This window comes from Tropicimonas sediminicola (genome assembly GCF_900188335.1).
Classification (GTDB): Bacteria; Pseudomonadota; Alphaproteobacteria; order Rhodobacterales; family Rhodobacteraceae; genus Tropicimonas; species Tropicimonas sediminicola.
This window is the reverse complement of the sequence record NZ_FZOY01000001.1, coordinates 825,008-847,742: the sequence shown is the minus strand read 5'-3', so window position 1 is coordinate 847,742 and position 22,735 is coordinate 825,008. Positions and strand designations below refer to the sequence as shown.

The window sequence follows — 22,735 nt, the reverse complement described above, 5'->3', positions numbered from 1 at the left end:
TGGCGTCATGCTCCCTGCCACCTTGCCTGGTTTGCCCGCTGACACCCTGCCCGGCGTGCGATCCGACGTGGAATGGAACGCGGGCCAGCCTGCGAAAGGCTGGCCCGGCATATCCCTGGACAGGTCAGACGAAGATGAAATCGTCCGCCCCGGTATAGATCTCGAAGCGGTCGATGGAGCCTTCGAGGAAGTCCTCGATCCTGTCGGCGACGCCGTCTCCGGAGCGGGATTGCGCCGCGCCGACGACCCAGGGCTCGTCGTTGCCGGCGAGGCTCACGTCGGCGCCGGCGTTCTGGGCGAGGAGCGTCAGGTTGCCGAGGCCGTCGTCCTGGAGCAGCTCCATGCCGCCCGCGTCGCTGAAGCGGTAGACCAGCGAGATCTGCTCGCCCTCCGAGACCACGCCGGCGGCCGTCTCGACCGTATAGGAGGTCGACGTCGTCTGGTGGCGCACCAGCACAGCGCCGCCGCTGTCGACCCAGGCGCTCACATGGCCGCCGCCGTCGTAGCCCGAGCTGTCCCGCGAGAAGAGACCGGACAGGCCGTTCAGGTCGGCGACGGTCAGGGTGATCGCGATGCTGCCCTCCTCGAGGTCGTAGAGCGGCAGGTCGGGGATCTCGACATAGTCGTTCGCCCCGTCGAACTGCGCCGCGCCGCCGGACACGAAGGCCCCGTTGCGGAACAGCGCCGTGTTGTCCTGCACTGTCTCGTCCTTCCCGGGCGACCCGTCCTCGAACAGCCACAGCCCGATGCCGGGTTCCGGCTGCGGCACGTCCGACACGTTGACCGTCACCACCGCGCTGTCGCCGCCTGCGAGGGTGTAGCCGAAGCTGTCCGCCCCCTCGAACCCCGCCGCGGGGGTGTAGGTCAGCACCCCGCCGGCGCTGGTGATCGTCCCGCCGTTGGCGGAGGTCGCGTCGAAGCTTGCGATGCTCGGCGCGGGGCCGTCGACATCGACATCGTTCGCCAGGACCGAGATCGCGACGGGCGTGTTCACCAGCGTCGCACCGCTGTCATCGTTGGCGATGGCCGGATCGTCGACCGGGCTGACCTCGATGGTCAGAACGCCCTGCGAGGTCGCGCCGCGGGCATCGCGGACCGTGTAGAGCACCACGTCGGTGCCGAAGAAATCGGCGTCGGGCGTGTAGTTCAGCGTCCCGTCCGCATTCTGCGTCACCGTGCCGTTCGCCGGCTGCACCACACCGGCCAGGACGAGCGGCAGGTCGCCGTCGGCGTCGCCATCGTTGCCCAGCACGGCGATGTTCGTGAGCGCGGTGTCCTCCTGCGTCGTGGCGCTGTCGGGCGCCGCGGTCGGCGGAAGGTTCGGATCGACCGAGGGCGGCGCCCCGGTATAGATCTCGAAGCGGTCGATGGAGCCTTCGAGGAAGTCCTCGATCCTGTCGGCGATGCCGTCTCCGGAACGGGATTGCGCCGCGCCGACGACCCAGGGCTCGTCGTTGCCGGCGAGGCTCACGTCGGCACTGGCGTTCTGCGCGAGGAGCGTCAGGTTGCCGAGGCCGTCGTCCTGGAGCAGCTCCATGCCGCCCGCGTCGCTGAACCGGTAGACCAGCGAGATCTGCTCGCCCTCCGAGACCACGCCGGCGGCCGTCTCGACCGTATAGGAGGTCGACGTCGTCTGGTGGCGCACCAGCACCGCGCCGCCGCTGTCGACCCAGGCGCTCACATGGCCGCCGCCGTCGTAGCCCGAGCTGTCCCGAGAGAAGAGGCCGGACAGGCCGTTCAGGTCGGCGACGGTCAGGGTGATCGCGATGCTGCCCTCCTCGAGGTCGTAGAGCGGCAGGTCGGGGATCTCGACATAGTCGTTCGCCCCGTCGAACTGCGCCGCGCCGCCGGACACGAAGGCCCCGTTGCGGAACAGCGCCGTGTTGTCCTGCGCTGTCTCGTCCTTCCCGGGCGACCCGTCCTCGAACAGCCACAGCCCGATGCCGTCACCGCCGGGCGTCTCATCCTTGCCGTTGATGCTGACGTCGACCTGAGCGCTCGCCTCGGCGCCTTGCGCATCCGCGATGACGTAACTGAAGCTGTCCGCCCCGGTCTGCCCGGCATTCAAGCCATCGAACGCCCCATTGGGATCGTAGCTGATCGTGCCGTCGGACCGGAGCGTCGCCGTCGCGCCGCTGGAAAGCAAGATGGCCGCGTCGACGATCGCATCGACACCGGCGATCTTCGTCACCACAACCGCATCGCCATCCGCGTCGCCGTCGTTGTCGAGCACCGACACCGTCACCGCCGTGTCCTCCGACGTGCTCGCCGTGTCGTCGCTGGCCACTGGCGGGGTGTTCTGCGCGGTCGCGTTGACGGTCGCGCCCTCCGTGCCCTCGAGGATGCTGGACCCGGCGAAGGTCACGCCGGTCTCGCGCGGGAAGGCGTCGCTGAAGGCGAGGTCCGTCGAGCCTGCGCCCACCACGTCGAAGCTGATCGTCGCCAGCGCGAGCGAGCCGGACGGGAAGTTCGACACCGTGCCGCGCACGAAGTCGACCGTGCCGGCGGTGTTGTCGAAGGCGTCCGGAACCAGCTCCAGCGGCAGCTCGGCGCCGCTCAGCACCGTGATGCCGGTCGCAGCGAGAACGCTGGGGTCGAAGTCGAGGTGGAATTCGGCGGCGTCGTATTGCTGGCCCGCCCCGGTCTCGAGCAGCACCAGCACCTCGAAGCCGTCCCCCACGGCCAGGTCCGCGACCGATTGCACGCCGGCGGCCGAGGTGTCGGTGTCCAGAACCATGCGCGCCGTGCCGTTCACCGTCACCTCGACCGTGGCGGTGTCGGTGCCGCCGTTGCCGTCCGAGACGTCGTAGGTGAAGCTGTCGGTGCCGTTGAACTCGGCGTCCGGCGTGTAGGTGATCGTGCCGTCCGAGTTGACCTCGACCGACCCGTTTGCCGGATCCGACGCCCCGGTCACCACCACCGCATCGCCGTCCGCGTCGCCGTCGTTGTCGAGCACCGACACCGTCACCGCCGTGTCCTCGGACGTGCTCGCCGTGTCGTCGCTGGCCACCGGCGGGGTGTTCGCGCCGACGCTGACCGAGACCGTCGCCGTTGCGCTCTGGCCCGACCCGTCGGTCATCGTGTATTCGAAGCTCGCTGCCCCGGTGCTGCTGGGCGTCGGTGTGAAGGTGATGACGCCGTTGTCGAGCCCCACCGTGCCGCCCGAGGCCGACCCGACACCGGTCACGCCGAGCGCCTGGGTCAGCTCCGGATCGCCGTCGTCGTCATTGACGAGGAGGTCCGCCGCGTTGATCGTCAGCGCCGTGTTGAACGGCGTCGAGAAACCGGTGTCGTCGGACGCGACCGGCGCGTCGTCCACCGCGTTCACAGTCACCTCGACCTTGGCGGTGTCGGTGCCGCCGTTGCCGTCCGAGACGTCGTAGGTGAAGCTGTCGGTGCCGTTGAACTCGGCGTCCGGCGTGTAGGTGATCGTGCCGTCCGAGTTGACCTCGACCGAGCCGTTCGCCGGATCCGACGCCCCGGTCACCACCACCGCATCGCCATCCGCGTCGCCGTCGTTGTCGAGCACCGACACCGTCACCGCCGTGTCCTCGGACGTGCTCGCCGTGTCGTCGCTGGCCACCGGCGGGGTGTTTTCGCCCCCTACAGACACGCTGGCCCCATCCGTGCCGTCGAGGATGGAGACGCCTCCGAATGTCACGTCGGAGAATGGAAAGGAGTCACTGAAGGCAAGATCTGTCGATCCCTCGCCGACCACTTCGAAAGTAAAGGTCGCCAGAACGAGGTCACCACTTGGCGCAGCCGAAAAAGTGCCCCGGGAAAAATCGATCTCTCCCGAGGTGTTGTCGAAAGACGCCGGGATGAGGGCGATCGGAAGCTCGGCACTGGCCTCGCTCACGACACTCGTCGCCGACAGAACCGAAGGATCGTAGCCGATGTGGAACTCGGCGCCGTCGTATTGCTCGTTTGCGTCGGCCTCGAGCAGGATCTGCACTTCAAAGGTGTCGCCGACTTCAAGCTCGGCGACCGACTGAACGCCGGGGGCCAGAATGTCGAGATCAATGATAATACGGGCCATCTGGGAAGCTCCAAAAAGGTAACAGGTTACGATCGACGCGAAGTCAGATCTCGATCAGATCCACCGAGGACAGCTGGGGCAGGACGGTGTTGAACTGCGCCGACAGCGCGGAGAAGTCGGTCAGGGTGATCGCCAGGTCGTAGTTCAGGTCGGCACGATCGTCGTAGCCCGGATCCCCAAGCTGCGTGTTGAAGGCCGTCGACAGGATCGAGAAATCCAGGATGCTGACGAAGCCATCCCCGTTGATATCCGCATCCAGCACGTCTCCGTAGCCGTCCTGGTTGCTATCGGCCTGGTCGGTGTTGGCGACGAGGATCGCGTTGTCGTTCAGGTCGGCGACGGTGTCGCCGTCGCTGTCCTTCAGGAACTCGACCGTCACGTCCTGCACGGTCTGGTCCTGCCCGTCCGACGCGATCACCGAGATGTTCAGGGTCTGCACCACGTCCTCCACCGTCGCGATGTCTTCGTCGGCGATGGTGAAGACCGGCGCATCGACAAGCGTCACTTCCCCGGTCGTTGCGTCGATGAAGAACCGGCTGGCGTCGGCACCTCCCAGATCGAAGGTGATCGGATCGTTCTCCGGGTCGGTGGCCATCGCCGTGAAGACGGCTCCGGCCTGACCTTCTGTGAAGAGGAAAGCATCGAGCGAGGTGATCTCGGGCGCCTGGTTGGCGGCCTCCACCAGCTTGAGCTCCGCCGGTTCCGCCAGGGCGCTAAGCAGGTTCCCCTGCCCGTCCACGACGCCGGCCGACAGGAAGAACAGGCCATCCACCGTCGCGGGCGCTGCGCCGTTGTCCGTCTCGTTCAGGGTGATGTCGAAGGTCGCCACCCCGGAGCCGTCGGCGACGGCAGACAGGATTGTCGGGGCCACATCCATGTCGTTGCCATGGAACAGATCCGAGGGGAGCGTGGCCGAGCCGTTCGCACCGTGCTTCTCGTAGCCGGACGCATCGACGAGGTAGAGCTCCACCGTCGCCCCCGGCACCACTCCGCTGACCTCGACCGTATGGTTGACCGACGAGGTCTCGACCCGGCGCGCCGTATCGGTCGCGCCAACCACTTCGAGAGTCGGAGCGGAGACCGCCTGGGCGTTCGAGAAGGTCGCTTGCGAGGTGTTGAGCCCGGTCAGTTCGAGTTGCCGCGTGAGGACGATGTCGTTTCCGAAACCGTCATCGAAGGTCACGGTGATCGTCGTCCCGGCGATCTCGCCGCCGGAGACGGCCCCGGCCTCGCCGGTCCCGGACGCGCCCTGGATCGACTGCGGATCGATATCCATGCCGAAGTCGAAGGCCTCGCCCACATCGAAGTTGTCGAAGTTCAGTATCATCGTCCGATAGCCGCCCGGACCGATCGGGCCCGCAAGCTGGTCAGCGAAGGGATAGATGCCCGTTGTTCCGGTGAAGCCCGGCGATCCGGTGGCAGGCAGAATGGCGCCGTTCTGGTCCACCAGCCCGACGACGTTGTCGTTGAACTGCAGGCCCTGCGCGCCGGCGTCGCCTGCGCTGCCGGTCGGATCCCAGGCGGCGCCCAGGAACGGGCTGGAGCCGGAGAGATCCAGACCATAGGACATGGTCGCCGTGCCGATGTCGAACTCGATCGACTTGATCGTGACCCCTTCCGAGGTCGCCGACGACAGGGCGATGTCGAACGAATTGGTCCCGTAGGTCGTCTCGCCCGAAACCTGGATCGTCGCGTCGATGACGACGTTGGTCACATAGACGGTGACGGTGGCGGTTCCGGTATTTCCGCCCGGGTCGCTGACCACGTAGGAGAACGTGTCTTCCCCGCTGAAGCCCGCCGCCGGCGTGTAGACCACGTCGCCATTGGTGTCGATCGCGACGGTGCCGCCGTTGGCCGTGCCACCGTCCGCGCCATCGGTCCCGACGCCGGTGATTGTCAGGGCGCCTGCACCGGTGTCATCCGCATCCGTGTCGTTCGACAACAGATCCGCGGCAGCGATGGTAAGGGCCTGATCCAGCGGCGTGTTCGCGGTGTCGTCGCCTCCCATGGGCGCCGCATCGTCCTCGGCCACTGTGCCGAAGCCGATCGTGTCGCCAAGCTGCAGCGTTGCGGTGATGGCCGAGCCCGTCGACGGCGCGATGGCCGTGAGTTCGATGCCGATGAGGTCGTCCGCATCCGCCATGTCGTCGTTGGCGACGGTCACATCGATGGACGCGACACCATTGACGAAGGTCACCGTGGCCGGGCTGTCCGGCGCCGAGGCGGTGGTCCCCGTCAGTATGAAGGAGACATCCGCATCGCCGCTGATCGGCGCATCCGAGCTGAGGGTGAAGCTGAGCGTGGTCTCGCCCGTGTCACCATCCTCGACCAGGGTCGGATCGTCGACAGAGATCGTCGCGATGACATCGTCGAGGGCCCGGATCGTCAGGAAGTCGTAGTTCGCCGTGATACGGTTGGCGGCGCCGGAACCGCTCCAGTCGGAGACGAAGATGCCGTAGGCGAGCCCGCCCGTCCCCTCGCCGCCGGTGAGCGGGTTGTCGTTGGCCATGGCATCCAGAAGCGAGCTGTTCGCGAGGATATCCACCGGTGGGGACGTGAAGGAGGTAAGCAGCGAACCGTCGGATGCCGCAAGGAAGTCCACCTGGCCGATTACCTGGCCGTTCGCACCTGCCGATTTGTCGACGATCAGGCGGAATTCGATATCGCCGACCAGAGACAGGTCGACCGACGGGCCGTTCGCAGCGTTGACGGAGTAATTCTGCTCTCCGACGGCAAGCGACTGGTTGTTCGCGATCTGGATGGCGGGCGCCCCGTTGCCCCGGTCACTGATCACCAGCTTGACGAAGTCATCCGTCCCGCCCGCGCCAAGGGTGATCCCGAACTGGGAGTAGCCATTCTGCGAGGTCGAGGCCAACCAATCGGCGCTGCTCGCCCTTGCGTGCACTTCGAACGTGGTCAGGCCGCTGACATCGACAGCCGACTGATAGCCATCGGCCAGCGTGTTGTTGGTGCCCGTGCCGGTGGAGAATGCGTCGGTTTCCGTGGACAGGACGTTCAACGTCCCTCCGGAGATCGACACGTCCGCCTCGTTGGTCCGGTTGCCATAGGGGTCCGCAGCCGGATCCGTGGGGTTCCCGTAGTCGAAGGCCTGGTTCACGAGAATGCCGGTGAAACCGCCATCGGCGTCGAACGGATGATCGGTCGGCGTGTTGAAATCCTGGGTGAACGACCCGCCGGCCACCAGCACCCGGTCGAGTCCGTTGCTGCCGTCGTAGGCAAAGGGATCGTCGGTGTTCAGGATGCCGTCATCGTCGATGTCGAGCGGGTTCACCACGCCGTTGATCGAGATGGTTGCCGTCGCCGTGTCGACGCCGCCATTGCCATCCGAGATGGTGTAGGTGAACGTATCCGTCGCAATCTCGCCTGCCGGCACGTCGATGCCATTCGGATCATAGTCGAACGTGCCGTCGCCGTTCAGCGTCAGCAGCGCTCCCGACGGAAGCGTGACCTGGACCCCGACATCGCCGGGCACGCCGTTGACCTCCGACACGGTGAGCACATCGGTCAGGTTGGCGTCGCTGTCCGGGCCGTTGCCGTTGTCGGCAAAGACATCGCCACCCACGATCGCCGCGTTCTCGTCCACGCTGAAGGCGTCGTCCTGCGCGACCGGATCGGCATTGACGCTGTGCGTCAGGTAGATGGAGTCGGTCACCGGGCCTTTCGGCAGGTCGTTGTTGGTCGGGTCGATGACCGCCGCGACGATCCCGAGCGGGAGCGTGCTCTCGTCCACCGCCAGTTGCTGCCCCTGGGTAACCTGGGAGAAGTCGAACAGGCCGGAGATGTCCTGCGGCGTTCCGGTCAGAACGACGTCCACGGTCAGGAACTCGGCGGCGTTGTTGGCCGGGAAGTCCGATGCCGCCAATGCTGCGAGCTGCGCATCGAGCTGGTCGTGATACTCGTTGGGATTGCTCGGATCATCGGGGAAGTTGTTGTTGACGGGCTGGATGATGCCCTTGGCGACGACCACGCGCACCGTCTCGCCGGCCGGGCCATCGATGATGATGCTCGGGCCGCCGTCCTGGTATGTGCCCACGCCGCCCGGCACGAGGCCGTTGACGGTCAGGGTCGGAGACAAGTCGGGCGAGTCCTGGCTCGCGAGGCCCTTGGAGCCGGCCTGGTTGCCCGCGCCGCTCAGATAGCCTGTCGCCGTGCTGCCATCCGTGAAGGTCACGGTGAAGGTCGAGCCGATCAGCTCGGCCCCGGAGATGCCCCCGATATCCCAAGCCGGGCTCGCACCGCTGTCGAGCGTGGATTTTGTCGCGCCGGCGATGGAATTCGGGTCCATGTCGACCGCGAAACCGACGGATTCCCCGCTGTTGAAGCCACCGCTGGAATTCGGGTCGAAGGTCAGCTGCACCCCTTCGAAGCCCAGAATGCCGCCCGCACCGAGATAGCTCGAACCCGGCGCACTGCTGGTTCCGAGGTCCGGTGCATCCACGCCGGTGCCGCCAGTTGTGTTGATCGTGAGGTGTTTCGCGACAGTATCGCCCGCCTCGCCGAACGGGTCGAAGACCGCATCGGTGAAGATCGCGTTCGTGACGTCGATCTCGACCTTGGCGATATCCTTGTCGCCGACATTGGTCAGCACGAAGGAATTGTTGCCGTAGTTCGAGGACTGAACGTTGTCGGAGTTCACGGTGACCTCGAGCGTCGCCGCGCCGACCAGCACGATCTCCCGGTCATAGCCGGCATCGACATCGGAGACGACGTCGCCTGCCACCACGGTAACCTGCTGGGTTTCCCCGTTGTTCGACGGGTCCGCGTCGCTGTCGGCGGTATCGTCACCGCCCTGGTTGGCCAGGACCAGCGGGTCGCCATTCAGATCGGTCGGGAAGCGGACCGAGTAGGTCCCGTCCGCAAGGTTCGCGAAGACGTAGCCGCCGTTGTCGGTGGACACTGCCGTCGCGACGACAGAACCGGCGCTGTCGAGCAGCTCGACGGTGACGCCGGCAACTCCGGGCTCGCTGTCGTCGACGTTGTTGTCGTTCGCGTCCGCAAAGACGCGGCCCGAGATCTCGGCCCCGGGCAGGGCCAGTTCGGACAGTTCCTGGCCGTTCAGGTTCGCGAAGCCGCCAAAGCTGGTGTTGCCGGGGTCGGTCTCGAAGAACTCGAGCGCGATCTTGTCGATCTCGAACCCTGCGGAACGCTCGGACAGCAGGAAGTCGTAGGTCTTGCCGCCTTCGACCGGAATGACGATCGGCTGACCGTTGTTGTCGACGTTCTTGTTGGCGAGTTTCCAGTCCGTCGAGGCCTGGCCACTCTGGTAGGTCTTGTAGAAGCCGTTGTTGCTGACGAGCGGCACGGAGCGGTCCAGCGCGGGGATGTCCACACCGTCGAGCTGGATCTTGGTCCAGGCGTCGTTTTCCTCCGTCGCATCGGCCCCCTGATAGCTCGAGATCAGGTTGATCCGGATGAAGCCGTCGGTTTCCGGCGTGAACTTGTAGGTCAGCGTCTCGCCGTTGCCTGCGTTGTTGCCGAAATGATTGGTTGAGGTCTCGATGTAGTCGTTGGACGGCTGGGCGTGGCCGGCCTCCAGTTGAGACGCATCCTTGATCTCGAAACCGCCGGGCCCGTTGTTCAGGCCATCCTCGGCCTCGAAGATGAAGTTGCCCTGCGCGTTCGGCAGGTAGGACCCGCCCGGCCCTGTGGCGGAGGCGTCGAACTCGACCACGATCTTGTTGCTGGTCTGGCTGGTCTTACCGTCCGCGCCATTCACCACGGCGACGAAGTGGTTCAGCCCGCCCTCGTCATCGCTGTCCAGCAGCGTGACCGGCACGGCGAGCTGGCCATTGGAATCCAGCGTTCCGGTGAACACCGTGCGGCTGATGGCGCTGTTCGCCTCGTAGGGGTCCACATCGTAGCCGTCCGGTGCGTTCGGACCATCGATCCCGTCGATGAACATGCCGGCCTCGACCTGAAGCAACGTCACCTCGGCGTTCGGCGTTCCGAGGATCACGATGGTCTGGTTCGCGCTGTTGACCGTCGAGGGGCTCGCGCCGTTGAGCAGGCCGATCGTTGGCGCTTCGGGCGCACCGGCGGTGACCACCGCAACGGCGTCCGCCTCGTTTCCGGCATCGAACAGGTTGCTGGTGACGGAGGTGCCGTCCGCGAATTCCACGGTCACGGTGCTTCCGATCAGCTCGAAGCCCGACACCGAGCCGGACGCATTCGGCCCCGGCGACGCGGCGCCCTTGATGCTGATCGGGTCGACGTCGAGCCCGAAGGTCAGCGTCTCGCCATTCTGGAAATCGCTGAAGTCGATCTCGAGGCCGTAGAATCCGCCTTCATAGGCGCCCGTGAAGCTGTGGTCGGTGACGCCGGTCGTCACTTCGCTGCCGCCGTCGGGCGTGAAGCCCTTGGCGGTGCCGTCGCCGGCGGTGCCGTTCGGATCGAACACGACCTCCGGCAGGATCGCCGAGGAAAGATCGAAGGTCACTTTCGTGATGGCGACGTCGCCGGTGTTGGAGATGTTGAACGATTGGTTCCCGTAGGTGGAGCCGTTGATGCCGGTGGTATCGACGAGGATCTCTGCCGCGGCCGTGGAGGCCGGGATTTCCTCGGTCACCAGCTCCAGCGTGCTGACCGTCAGGTCCTGGTTCTGGTTGAACCAGAGCGTGTAGACGCCCGGCCCCAGTGGCAGCGACAACCCGTTGGTCGGCTGGCCGGCGCCCTCGACCGTGTTCGAGGCCAGGAGCGGAAGGATGTCGTTGCCGACCTGCGTCTCGTTGAAGACGAGCCCGCCGTCGAGCGTTGCACTGCCGTTCTCGATGTCCGACTGGCTCGGCATCGTGCCGCCCTGCTGGATGCCGAGGAACACCGCGTTGGAGCCTTCGTTCACGAAGTCGAGCAGGTTGATAGCGGTCAGTTGCTGGCCGGCCTGGACCTCGAAGGTGATGAAGTCGGAGTCCGAGTTCTCGGCACTGGACACGAGCGTGTTCGCGCCAAGGTTCAGCGTGACGTCGTCCGGGTTCTGGTTGTCGTTGGAGAAATCGTCACCCGTAGCCGGGGTGCCGTTGAAACTGTCCACCGGTGTCGCGTCCGACGCCGCGACGATCTCGATCGCGCTGATCTTTGGGTTGTTGGCAGACCCCTTCAGGAAATCGATATCGAGAACCCCGTCTGCAACCGTGACTTCATAGGAACGCACGTCAGCCGTGTTCCAGCCGAAGACGGCCGTGATATCGAAATCGTCTTCTACCAACATGTTCTCGATATTGATGTCAAAGACCCGGGCGCCGGCGCTCTGCGCTCCGGTCCAGACCTCGGCGAAGTAGAGATTGACGATGTAGTCGCCGTCCGCGACGACGAAATCCCACGACATGTTGTCGGGATTGGCGACCTCGCTGTAACGCTCCGTCGAGAAGATGGCGTCGGGCAAGGTGGTGTTGTTCGCCCCGGTGAAGGCCGCTCCATAGGTGGTGTCCTGCGCGGGGGCCGTCAGATCGAGGTACTGGGACGGCGTCCCCGTGTTGGCAGAGCCGTTGGCAGTGCTCGCGGACTGGTCCTCCGACCACGCCGGGCCGCCGTCTCCGGCCGCAATCTGAGCGCCGCCGGCGTTCACCCTGTAGACCACATCGCCCGGCTCGACCGGTGCGGCAAAGGTATACCCCTCCGCCGCTGCGACGACCGCGTTGCCGGCTTCGTCCGTGACGCCAGACACTTCGAATGTGTAGGGGGTGTTGGCGGGCCAGCCGCCGTCGGGTGCATCGACGATGTACTCGGCAACGATGGACGGGTCCCCATCGGCACCCGTGATGATCACGGTGGTCGGATCGCTGCCGATCGGGCCGCCGCTGACCGACAAGGTGGTACCGAGGATCGTGTCCGTATCGACGCCTTCGTTGTCGGTGAAGGTCACGAAAACGGAGATCGGCTGGTCGTTTCCGGCCTGCGTGCTCAAGGGCTGCACGTCGATCTCAGCGATCAGGGGCGCGGTCGTGTCGACCGGCGCACCAGATGCCGGGCCGTAGATCTCGATACCGTTGACGAGCGGGTTCTCGACAACATGCCCGAAGTCTATGTCGAGGTTGCCGTCTGTCACGAGCACCTCGTAGGTGAACATCCCGCCGACCTGGTGACCAAGCGTGGCAGACAGGTCCAGGTCGTCCTCGACGAGTTGTCCCTCGATGAAGATGTCGAAGACCCTTTCGCCGGGTTGGCTGGTCCCGCCGTATCCATTCCCCATGAAGAGGTTGACCGTATATGTGCCCTGAGTGGGCGCGGAAAAATCCCACTCCATCTCGGCACCGCTGGACGGGTCGTAGCGTTCCTTTTCGAACAACGCCTGCGGCACGTAGTCGGGCACCGCGTAGGGACCTGTCGTCGCGCGGCCGGAGGTATTCTGCGTGCTGATCGTGCCTGTGTTGACGGACGCGCCGCCGACAGTCGCGGCCCCAGTGCCGCCGATTCCGACCCAGTCGACCTCACCGTTCGGGTCTAGCGGAGACCCGGGCAGCGCAGAAATCGTCTCGGCTTCGGCATTGATCCGGTACAGCAGCACCTGGTTGGCCAACGCAATGGTGACCATCGCGGTATCGTTCAGGCCGGTGCCGTCGGAAACCGTGTACTCGAACGTCGCGTCGCCTTCGAAGCCGGCATTCGGAGTGAAGATTACAAGGTCGTCAGTGGCGTCGCCAGCGGTGCCGTTGTCATCCAGAACGACAGAGCCGTTCTGCGCGTTCGACACACCCGTCACCGTGAGCGTGTCCGTGGCGTTCGCATCGCTGTCGTTGGCCAGAAGGTCCGCGACATCGATAACGACCGGCTGGTCCGGCGTGGCCGTGAACTCGTCATCCTGCGCAACGGGTGCGATGGCCTGTGCGGTCGACGTGATCTCCATGTCGACGAAATTCGCCTCGAAAGGCGTTTCGGCCCCGAAGGACGTCGCCAGCAACGTGACGATGGCCGAGGACGGCAGATCGTTCCCGCTCTCGTCCTGGATGGTCTTCTGACCGGTCACGGCCTTCAGAACCTCGCCCTGCAGCGTGATCGGACCGCCGATTGCCTTGGGCTGGGCCAGGACCATGCCGCCGCCCGGCGTGAGTTCGTAGTTGTAATAGGCCTGCGCCGTCGGTGTGCCTTGGGTCAGATCGACCGTCAGATAGAGCTCGAAGAGCGAATTGCCCGAGGCATTCGTCGCGGCATTGTTGAAGTCGGCATCCGTAGAGCCATTGACGGATATGTCCACAACGCCCGCGTCGCCTTCTTCGTAGTAGACCTGCAAGCGGGGAACGCCGCCGCCGACTCCGGCCATCACCTTCAAGTAGTTCTGCTGCGATCCGTCACCGAGCGCGAACCCGACCGCTCCGAAATTCTGATCGAGCCCCACGCTGGAATAGGGATTGAAGATCGGCACTCGAATGGTGAACGTCCCCACATCCGCGGCAGGTGTGAAGCCCCCCTGCAAGGCGTCGTTCTGCGTATTGTTGCCCTGGTAGGCATCCCCGTCGTCCACCTGCTTGATCTGCACGACGCCCGGAGCACCGCCACGGATCGTGTTGTTCAGATCGGTCAGCAGGTCCGCGCTCGGGTCGTCGATCAGCACGTCCGGGTTGATTTCGCCCGACCCGTCGATCATCCAGCCGTTCATGCCGATGTTGTATTCGCCGCTCGGCCCGGGATTGTTGCCCGCTGCCGGGTTGAAGTCCCAGAACAGCGTCTCCCCCCCCTGAAGGATGGTCTGCGTGCCGTTGTCCGGGTCGAACTGCAGGGGATCGTTCTTGTCCAGGACGCCATCGTTGTCGGCATCGAGATCGATACCCGGCGGATCGCCGGGCTCCAGCACGATGATGTTGTCGGCACCGATCTGCGCGACAAACATGGCCCCTGCCCCTGTGCCGCCGCTGCCCGGAATCCCGCCGTTGTCCAGGGCGGTGACGTCGAGCGGCGTGCCGCCGACGCTGATCGTCTCGGTGTCAGTGACGGTAGACCCTGCGGCCGTGCCGTCCGTCGCGACCTCGATCAGCGTCAGGTTGCCGTTGAAGGAGACGGTCGCCAGGTATTCGGTGCCGGGCCCACCGTCACCGATGTTGTCGGCGGTGTACTCTGTGATGCCATTGGTCGAGGAGCCGATCGACAGGAGGGACTCGTCCTTCGGGCCGGGATTGCTGTCGCCCCCGTAGTAGACGCCCTCGATCGGGTTGGTGATGCCGCCGGTGATCGTGTCCCAATCCTCGGGCAGATCGTCCCAGACCGTGTTGGGGTCGTTCGACGGATCGCTCGTGGGCGTAAGTTGGACGTCTTCGCTGAGCCCGCCCCCCTGGCCGGACCAGAGGCCGGCCGCCGCGCCCGAGGCACGGGTCGGGTTCGGATGGCCCCCATAGGTGCCTTCCTGAACGATGTGGAGGTTGTCCGGGTCGGAGTCGTTCGTATTGTCGGTGAGATTGGGCTGGTTCGTCGCGACCTGGGTGTCGCTGGTCACCTCGGTGCCGTCGGATGCCACGGGGTCCCCGCCCCAGCCGTTGTTCGGACCGTTGTCGAAGGTGTAGAGGTTCCCGGCTTCAGTGATCACCACGTCGTAGGCATTCCGATAGCCCGGCGAATAGACCTGCACGGGCCCGTCCGGATCGTATTTCGCCTGGTTCCGCCCGTCGTTGCCGCCAAACGTGTCGCCGGCTTCCTGATCGGCCGCACCCGTGGTGCCGGACGCGCTGTCGATCGCGCCATCACCCGTAACGGCTGTCACGTTGGTGCGGGTCGGGTCGTCCAATGTCGGAAGGGCGTAAACGTATTCATCCACATAGGCAGTTCCGCCGTTCAGCCCGCCGTTTGCCTGCAGTTCCTGTTCCATTTCCGCGAGTTGCGTCAGATCGATCCGCAGCATCGCGGCCGAGTAGTAATACTCTGGCGTGTAAGCGAAATTGTTGGACGGGGCGCCCTTGTTGTCATGGCCGCCCGACATGACGTACATGATCTCGTGCGTCTCGAAGACGCCCGGCGCGACCTCCACCTGTTCGAGGCGGATGTCCATGCCGTTGGTCGAATGGTTCTCTTCAGACCGCGGAAGGCCGATCACCAGATCGACCTTGTCCCACGAAGTGCCATTCCATGTCAGACGCGAGATGATCCCCGAGTTCGTGTCGAGGTTCGAGTCGTTCCCGCTCCCCCCTGCCCCGATCCGCGGATCGCTCGAACTCACGTACAGGATCGGGTTCTCCGCGGTTCCCTCGACCACAATCCCTGTGACCTGGCGGTTGGTCACGCTCGTGTTCAGGTCGCCATCATCATCGTGGTTCGGGATCTCGTTGATGAGGGTGATCGTCTCTTCATTCGAGGCCACCCAGGTGTCTCCGGACTTGGTGAGATCGTAGACCTTGATGATCCCGTTCTGTTGGGAGACATAAAGCCGTCCATCCGGACCGATCTGCAACGACGTCGGGTTGGTGAGGTTGGTTCCGGTCAGCGTGGTTTGCGAAAACGTCTGAGTAATGGCCATAACTGTGTCCTACTCCGAAATGAATCGTAGTCCGGTTGACTTGCTTGCTGGAGAATTCGTTCAGGAAACGAAGGGGCTAGAATCAGAACCTTCGGAGATGCCGGTCAGCCAGCCCTCGCTGCCCGCGCGTGTTCCGACGCCGCGGCCGCTCTGGATATTCCCCGGGGCCAGTCGTCGAGGCCTGGAAGACCGCGAAGCAGCGGAGCGGGCGGCGGTGGCGCAGCATGAGATGCCCGAAACGAACATCCGCCGGCGTTCCCGCAATGGCCGCATCGTATCGTTTTGGACGGAACGGTTCCGGGTGAACGCTCGTTTTCCCTGGCCGACTGCGCTCGCTGGATTCGCGGCAGCGCAGGTCACGAAACTCATCGTCAATTCCTGGATCGAAGGGTATTCTCGGATTGGCTTTACCTAAACCCTCAAAACACCCGAAAAATGCAACACCAACACTCGTGCCAGAAATGGTCTCTGCCGTTTCGAGCGAACTTGCGCAACAGCAGACAGAATGTCCTCCAAGACTCATAAACAAATCCCCCATCCACACCCTGCGGATACCCACAAGCGGTACTAAATACAGTCCTCCAGACGCCCCGCTTACAGGGCGCCCCCTTAAATTCATTTACCCTGGAGAAAATGCGAAAAGGCCGAAAACCAGCACTCACATTCAACCCCACCCATGGAAGCGAGGAACCCTGACAGGCCAATCGCCCCAACGGGTTAACCGTGCCATATACCAAATGGTTAATAATCGCACAGATTGCGAACAGTTTGTATCCCGTTCGGAAACAGTAAGGTTTGGCGGCAATTGAACTTTCGCGCCAACCAGACCGCGTGCAGATGCAGCATCGCGACAGGAATCCACGGGAGACGCCCGCAGTCTGCGCTCAGTTCTTGAGCAGGCTCAGTTATTTTTCAGAATTTTTCATGCACTTATCAGCCAAGCAAAAAACAGATCAACATCTTCGAATGTCTGGTCGTTCGCCAATCTTCCAGACTGCAGGGTCGGGTGCGACCTCCATAGAATGAAGACGCCGGAATCACCTGCCCCGACAGGCAAAAACAACTTTCTCATTTGATTCAAATCATCCACAGAAGCCCATTTCCGGAAATCTCCCTACCGAATCGGATGAGAATCACTACCGAGGATTACTCCGAAACACGCTTCATTCCGCTGCCGGGACGCCAATTCCTTTTGATCCACGCGCAGGATCTGGCCCGTTTCGACTGCACGAAATCCGCCAATCTCACGCCTAAGCAAGCCCGAGAGACCGAAATGGTTCACAGGATGCAGGCGCAGATCCTCACTCTCGTGACGACAATGGGCACGAACCAGGTCGCAAGAAATGGCGCGCCTTTCACATCGTGAATTCCAACACCACGGCTCTCAGGTGCGTCGTGAGTCCCCAACCGGCGGCGAGCCCGCGTCCAACGCCCTCTGGGTTCGCTCCGACGAGCGTCAGCACACGTGGCCAGACCGATTGCAACAGCGGGCGCGACGTGGTGATAACTGGCAGATGGTCGAGTTCGTTTCCCCCAGCAGCCAGCACTCCCCCGACAGTGGCCGCCCTGCCACCGAGGTGATGCCGGAGCTCTATATCCTGCGCCACGGCGAGACCCACTGGAACCTTGCAGGACGGATGCAGGGGCGGCTGGACTCGCCGCTGACCGACCTCGGTCGGGAACAGGCGGAGCGCCAGGGCGAGATCCTGCGGGCCGCGGGGGCGGACCGGCTTCCTCTCCTGTGCAGCCCGAGCGGCCGTGCAATGGCGACGGCGGCACTTGCCTTGCCGGGGCGGGTGCCAGTGGTGGACGCCCGCCTCGGGGAGATCGGCATGGGCGCATGGCAGGGCCTCACGCGCGAAGAGATCCTCGCCGACAGGCCGGAGCTCGCCGACGACTCTCACCCGTTCCTGTGGAAATTCTCCGCACCCGGCGGCGAGACGGTGGCGCAGATGCAGGCGCGTATCGCGGAGTTCCTGTCGGAACGGCGTGAGCCGGCAATCGTGATCACCCATGGCGTGACCTCGCAATTCCTGCGTGGGGCGCTGCTTGGCATCGACGTCTCGGCAATGTCGGGTTTGGAAGATTGCCAGGGCGTGGTTTACCGTGTCGCCCAAGGGCGTCAGGACCGACTCGAAACCGGGTTGCCGTCGGGGCCACGGAGTCGCATTTGAAAGGGGTGTCGATGGTCAGTTGCGAGGAATTCATCGTCCGTCTTCGCGAGGCCCCCGATACCGATGCGCTCTGGAAGACGACACTCGACTTCTTCCACGAACGCGGCGCCACACGCGTCAGCTATCGTCACTTCCTGTCGGATTACGAGAGCGAGCTGGAACCGACGATCTACCACGACGGTTTCCCCGAACGCCTCGCGACCCGCTTCATCGAGGAAGAGCTGTTTCGCAACAACCCGATCGCTCTGATCGCCCTGGCCACCACCGAACCCTTCTACTGGTCCGATACCGAAAGGATGGCGGAACTGTCCGAGGAGGCGCTGAGAATTCTCGACATCCTGCGCGAGGAAGTGTCCGGCGACGGCGTCATTCTGCAGCTCTTCGGCCCGGATTGCCGGAACGGCACCGTGAACCTCGGCTTTCCCGAGGGTGCGCCCAGGCTGTCGCCGGACGCATTGCGCGAGTTGCAGCTTGTCGCGCAGGCCGCGCATCTCTGCTATTGCAACATGGTCTCGACCACCCCGCAGACCCCGCTCGGCATGACTGCCCGCGAGCTGGAGGTGCTGGAATGGATCGCGCGGGGCAAGTCCAACTCGGTGATCGCAGATATCCTCGGGATCTCGGTTCATACCGTCGACACCCATGTTCGACGGATCTTCCGCAAGCTTGGCGTGAACGACCGCACGACGGCGGCGGTCAAGGGGCTGGGCGCCGGCCTCGTGCAGGCCGTGGCCTGACGGGCGGCGCGACGCACCAAACCGTTCGGCGAGCGCTTTCCCAATTTGTCACGCGACTACGGGACTGAATCCGTGCGCCCCGGTCGCCTATATCCGGGTCACTGCAGACAAGGCTCAGCACCGCGCCGAACTGAGGGTGTGCGGCACCGGGAAGGATCCGGGACCGAGGACTCCCGAGTTTCCCGTTCCGGGGTGCTGGCAGTCGCGTCTGTTCAGTGCCTGGTGGCCTTTCTCGTTTCAGCCACCGGATGACGGCGACCTCTCCTCAAAGAGAGGGGCGTCCGAAGACGGCACCACTCACGTGCAACTGGTTGCGTGCCACGGCGCGCATCGGGCGGCGGGTTCATGGGGATGACCTGCCGCCCACCCTTCTTCGGATGGGTGCGGCATGCCGGCTGCTTGCCGTCATCAGGAATCGGCCTTGCACAGTGCCAGCGCGTCGCGGTATCAGGCCGGACGTCGGGTGATTAGCTCAGTTGGTAGAGCGCTTCGTTTACACCGAAGATGTCGGGAGTTCGAGTCTCTCATCACCCACCACCGCCTCCATAAATGTCCCTGATTTCAACGCCCCGGAGCGCCGTGGGACACCCTTCGAACTCGGCGTGGGACACCTTTACCAGTCGAGCCCGGAGAGCCGCGCCGCTGCGGCCCGCGCCAGGCGCCGACGCTCAACGTCCCGCGTGTAGATTTCCGAGGTCGCCGCATTGGCGTGTCCGTGGATGGACATGATCTCGTATTGGGTCGCGCCCTCATGGGCCAGAAGGTGCCCCGCAGCCTTTCGAATGCCGTGCGGGCTGCGATCCGGCAAGCCCGCCTCGACGCACCACTTCTTGAAGCGGTTGCGGAAGCTGTCGGTCGAGCGAAACGGGCGCCCGTGAGAACTGAGGATGTAGGTGCCGGTGACATGCTGCACCGTGCGGCCGCGCACGGCCCGCAGCAAAGGCGGCATCATCGGAATGGACACTTCGCCACCGCTGGACTTGATCGGCTTCCACGAAAGCCACGTCACGCCGTCTTCCTCCGTCTCGTTCGTGGTGCCGAGCACGATCGCGTCGGAGACCCGGCAGGCGGTGAACATGAAGAGCGTCAGGGCGATGTGAGCGGCAGTCCCGGGCGGATGCCGTTGGCGGAATTTCCGAAGGTCATCGAGCGACCATGGCGTTGCCCCGCCCTGCGATGTGTAAGAGGCGCGGATCGCCGCGACGGGGCTGGGCCGCAGAATGGCCCGCTCATCGGCAAAGCGATACATCGCGCGGATCGCATTGAGCGTGTTCTTCCGGGCGCCGGGCGTTTCGAGCAACGTGTCGAGGAATGCCATGACGACATGCTCGGGAACGTTCATGTGGAAATCCGCCACGGTCGCGGACTTGTGCGGATGGGCGAGGAATCGACCGATCAGGTGTCGACGCTGCTTCTGCGTCGGTGCCTTCAATGCGCCAGCGCGCACCAGGGCGCTCATGTGCGTGTCGAACCGGCCCCAAAGCCAACCGACCGAGTTTTCGCGAGCGACAACCGCCTCTTCCTCGGCCTGCGCCCCCTGCCCCGCCCTGGCGGCTAGGTAGGCATCCAGAAAGCGCGGATCATCTGGCCCGCACGGCAAGGCTACTCGTCGGCGCTTGTCTCCGGCGACACGGACGCGCCACCGGACATTGCCGGATGGCAGGATTTCCTTGAGCAACCCTGGGTAATCCACCTTCACCATTCGAGCGCAGCCCCTTCGTTCTGCCGTGGCGCGTCCTCTGGAACCGGAGAGATTATCACCGTTCCGTCTGGGCGCACCATAACAGCCATACCGAACTCTGCCCCAACTTTCATTGCGCGGCGGAGGTCGGCTATGGACACGAGTGCGGGGCGGTTTGCCATGCTCTCACCTGTCCTTGTCGCTCGGCCTGGCGCCGACTGTGATGACCTTCACCGGATCCACGCACCGAAGGATGCCGTTCCTGTCGACCATCAGCCATCCGGCGCCGAATCTCTTCGCATCCTCGACAGCCCGGTCGATCAATTCGGCGTCACGCCTAAGCGCCGCGATGGGATCGAGGTTCGCGCTCATGCTGCGGTAGCCTGCCGCTTGCTGTGAGCGAAGGAGAAGAACTCGGGCCGCGGGATCGGCTCCGCAAGCCACAGATGGTAGAGGCCGCGAAGCTCGTTCTCCTTGGCGACCTCCCGCTTCTCGGCCTTGTCATCGATGGCGAGCCCGAGCTTACGGATCGCGTCGTCAACCTGCCCGTCGCGAAGCATCTGGATTGTTTCGCGAATGGTCTTCTCTTGCTGGGTCGCGCGACCACACGTCCCGTCGCATTCATCGACCCAGACCTCAACGTAGGGCATCGTCGTTCTCCAATGTTTCCCCCGGGCCGAGTGGCGCACGCCCGGGGGCTGGGGGATGGAAGGGCTCGAGCAATTGCGTGTCGCGGTATGGCGACCGGGCCCTCGTCACCGGTGAACCCCACCGGCAGGGAACTTGACTGGCGCCGGGCCAAAGGCGGGCTTTGCCGGAACGCCAAATCGTCCTGCAACATGTCTTCCTTCCGCTTGGACAGGATCAACAGGCCCTTCTTCACGCTATGATCGAACGCGCCGGCGCCTTCCTCGGCATCCTGCCTCGCCTTCATCAGGTCGAGCATGGTCAGAAGGCTTGCCTCGTTGCCCTCCTGTACGATGCCATCCACATTGGGTAAGAACTTCTTGAGGCGCCGATCCTGCTAGACGTGCTCCGTAACGGTGATGCCGGGTTCCCGGTCGAGCATCTTGGGCACGCCTTCCAGTACCACCACGCGGGCGTCGAGAATGGCGATCCGCACGTCACCAATTGACGCTTATTCCGGCAAAAAATAGAGCTCGCTTGGCTCATAACCTGAAGGTCGTAGGTTAAAATCCTACCCCCGCAACCAAAAATCCCACACGATATCAAAGACTTGAAGTCGGCTTCGGCCGATCAAGTTTTTGATGTCGCGTTTTACATCAACACCACCTCAACGTTTGACGAGTCCTCTGGACGGAACAGAGAATCGGAGCCGGAGGCGATCCCATGTAGCGTAGTTTGCTCGGCCCTGGCTCACTTGCTCCCTTGCAAACAACTGTTGGATGCAGGGCACTCTAAACTTCTCAGATCTGGCCGGCTCAACTCGAAGCAGACTTCAAAGGGCGCGGGTCTCCGTGATGAAGGGGTGCATCGACCGCGACGTGATCGGCCGCAGCTGGTCGTTTAGAGCTGAATTCCAAACGTCGAACAGATGCGTCCAGAGTCCGCTTCCGACGGAAGAGCGAGCTTAAATGATGTGAAATCTAGAGGATTAGGATAGCTATTCTCTTTTGCATTAGTTGCTGCCGGTTGGCCGGTTCCGACTGAACATAACAATTGCGAATATCGGCACGTATGCAATCAGGCCGTATGTAATGGCGGGTATCATCTCTCTTCCGGTCCCGAACAGAACCGCCGCAGTTGCGATGGCCAGAGTGGCGTTTTGCAGTCCTGACTCTATCGTGATTGTAATTTGCTGTTTTCTATTCAGACAGGCAGCCGTGGCGACGGCGAAGGATATCGCCATCATTGCTAGCAAAAAAACGGCTGTGACGAGTCCGCTTACTTGCATGTAGTCGGGTAACAATTCCCATGTCTGGTAGATTGCCAAGGCAAGTACCAACGCAAACGCTAATGCGGAAACAACCAGCAAGATCCGTTGTGCACGAAGCGCAAAAGTATTTGATACCATGCGAACCGCCATGCCTGCCAGCACGGGAAGAGTGACCATCAGAAACAAGCGAATTGCCAGCGGACCGAGTTCGAGGTTCCCCTCTGTCGCCTCACTGAGAATCATCTCGCTAGCGAGAAACACCAGCGGAGGCACTGTCAGAACACAAAGCAGGCTAGAGACAGCAGTCAATGTCACCGACAACGCGACATCACCCCTCGCCAAACGAGTAAAAAGGTTTGAGGTTGGACCTCCCGGTGCTGCGGACACTACAATGATCCCGATGGCAATCTCTGGTTCCAACGGCCAAGACAATACGATCACTAATGCTACAACCGGCAGAAGAACTATTTGGCAAAGCAAGCCGACAAGGACGGCTTTCGGTTGCGCAACAACTCGAACGAAATCACTTATTTTCAGTCCGACACCGAGAGCGAACATAATGAATGCAAGCGATGCCGGCAGAATAAGGTCAACTGTCGCGTTCATCGGCGCTAGGAAGCGAAAACGGCAGGGCGTTTCGAAGAATATAATCTTTTCATAATCTAAAAATCCATTTCCAACTGTTTTGAGTGCGTCGGTCTCATCCCGAGATGTTCGCCGCTTGAACATATCTTTCTATTCTTGCGGGCGTT

9 protein-coding genes and 2 tRNA genes are annotated in these 22,735 nt (G+C 63.5%); 5 read left to right on the top strand and 6 right to left on the bottom strand.

Going from position 1 to position 22,735, the window contains the following annotated elements; all coding sequences use genetic code 11:
- Positions 1-124: 124 nt before the first annotated feature.
- Both CHB86_RS03995 and CHB86_RS03990 read right to left on the bottom strand, forming a co-directional pair.
- Positions 125-4,039 carry an Ig-like domain-containing protein gene (locus CHB86_RS03995; RefSeq protein ID WP_089231449.1) on the bottom strand — a complete coding sequence of 1,305 codons (3,915 nt, stop codon included), beginning with the start codon at positions 4,037-4,039 and terminating at the stop codon, positions 125-127.
- 43 nt (positions 4,040-4,082) lie between these two features.
- Positions 4,083-15,494: an Ig-like domain-containing protein gene (locus CHB86_RS03990; protein ID WP_089231447.1), complete on the bottom strand. Its 11,412-nt coding sequence runs from the start codon at positions 15,492-15,494 to the stop codon at positions 4,083-4,085.
- Between the two features lie 97 nt (positions 15,495-15,591).
- Here CHB86_RS03990 and CHB86_RS03985 point away from each other — a divergent pair, with 97 nt between their 5' ends.
- From CHB86_RS03985 to CHB86_RS03965, 4 genes are all read left to right on the top strand, one after another.
- Positions 15,592-15,909: a hypothetical protein gene (locus CHB86_RS03985; RefSeq protein WP_089231445.1), complete on the top strand. Its 318-nt coding sequence runs from the start codon at positions 15,592-15,594 to the stop codon at positions 15,907-15,909.
- A gap of 1,099 nt (positions 15,910-17,008) precedes the next feature.
- A complete protein-coding gene (locus CHB86_RS03975; RefSeq protein WP_176442759.1) occupies positions 17,009-17,668 on the top strand; it encodes a histidine phosphatase family protein in 660 nt (219 codons plus the stop codon).
- Positions 17,669-17,679: 11 nt separating this feature from the next.
- Positions 17,680-18,405: a helix-turn-helix transcriptional regulator gene (locus CHB86_RS03970; RefSeq protein ID WP_089231439.1), complete on the top strand. Its 726-nt coding sequence runs from the start codon at positions 17,680-17,682 to the stop codon at positions 18,403-18,405.
- Between the two features lie 461 nt (positions 18,406-18,866).
- A tRNA-Val gene (locus CHB86_RS03965) sits at positions 18,867-18,942 on the top strand.
- A 76-nt stretch (positions 18,943-19,018) separates the two neighbouring features.
- Here CHB86_RS03965 and CHB86_RS03960 read toward each other — a convergent pair.
- The 3 genes from CHB86_RS03960 to CHB86_RS03950 form a co-directional block, all read right to left on the bottom strand.
- Positions 19,019-20,107 carry a tyrosine-type recombinase/integrase gene (locus tag CHB86_RS03960; RefSeq protein WP_089231437.1) on the bottom strand — a complete coding sequence of 363 codons (1,089 nt, stop codon included), beginning with the start codon at positions 20,105-20,107 and terminating at the stop codon, positions 19,019-19,021.
- Between the two features lie 165 nt (positions 20,108-20,272).
- Positions 20,273-20,458 (bottom strand): hypothetical protein, encoded by a 186-nt coding sequence (locus tag CHB86_RS03955; RefSeq protein ID WP_089231435.1) that lies wholly within the window; start codon positions 20,456-20,458, stop codon positions 20,273-20,275.
- Entirely contained in the window at positions 20,455-20,736 is a 282-nt protein-coding gene (locus CHB86_RS03950) for a hypothetical protein (protein ID WP_089231433.1), read from the bottom strand. Before CHB86_RS03950 ends, CHB86_RS03955 begins: the two co-directional genes overlap by 4 nt.
- Before the next feature lie 445 nt (positions 20,737-21,181).
- On the opposite strand from CHB86_RS03950, the gene CHB86_RS24525 reads away from it, so the two are divergent.
- Positions 21,182-21,299 (top strand) — tRNA-Met (locus CHB86_RS24525).
- 426 nt (positions 21,300-21,725) lie between these two features.
- Here the strand turns inward: CHB86_RS24525 and CHB86_RS03940 are convergent.
- Positions 21,726-22,712 carry a bile acid:sodium symporter family protein gene (locus tag CHB86_RS03940; RefSeq protein WP_089231429.1) on the bottom strand — a complete coding sequence of 329 codons (987 nt, stop codon included), beginning with the start codon at positions 22,710-22,712 and terminating at the stop codon, positions 21,726-21,728.
- Positions 22,713-22,735: the final 23 nt, after the last annotated feature.

Excerpts from the sequence above, each read along its gene's own strand:
- CHB86_RS03990 (WP_089231447.1), bottom strand. The coding sequence starts at position 15,494 with ATGGCCATTACTCAGACGTTTTCGCAAACCACGCTGACCGGAACCAAC.
- CHB86_RS03940 (WP_089231429.1), bottom strand. The coding sequence starts at position 22,712 with ATGTTCAAGCGGCGAACATCTCGGGATGAGACCGACGCACTCAAAACA.
- CHB86_RS03960 (WP_089231437.1), bottom strand. The coding sequence starts at position 20,107 with ATGGTGAAGGTGGATTACCCAGGGTTGCTCAAGGAAATCCTGCCATCC.
- CHB86_RS03970 (WP_089231439.1), top strand. The coding sequence starts at position 17,680 with ATGGTCAGTTGCGAGGAATTCATCGTCCGTCTTCGCGAGGCCCCCGAT.
- CHB86_RS03950 (WP_089231433.1), bottom strand. The coding sequence starts at position 20,736 with ATGCCCTACGTTGAGGTCTGGGTCGATGAATGCGACGGGACGTGTGGT.
- CHB86_RS03955 (WP_089231435.1), bottom strand. The coding sequence starts at position 20,458 with ATGAGCGCGAACCTCGATCCCATCGCGGCGCTTAGGCGTGACGCCGAA.
- CHB86_RS03985 (WP_089231445.1), top strand. The coding sequence starts at position 15,592 with ATGCCGGTCAGCCAGCCCTCGCTGCCCGCGCGTGTTCCGACGCCGCGG.
- CHB86_RS03975 (WP_176442759.1), top strand. The coding sequence starts at position 17,009 with ATGGTCGAGTTCGTTTCCCCCAGCAGCCAGCACTCCCCCGACAGTGGC.
- CHB86_RS03995 (WP_089231449.1), bottom strand. The coding sequence starts at position 4,039 with ATGGCCCGTATTATCATTGATCTCGACATTCTGGCCCCCGGCGTTCAG.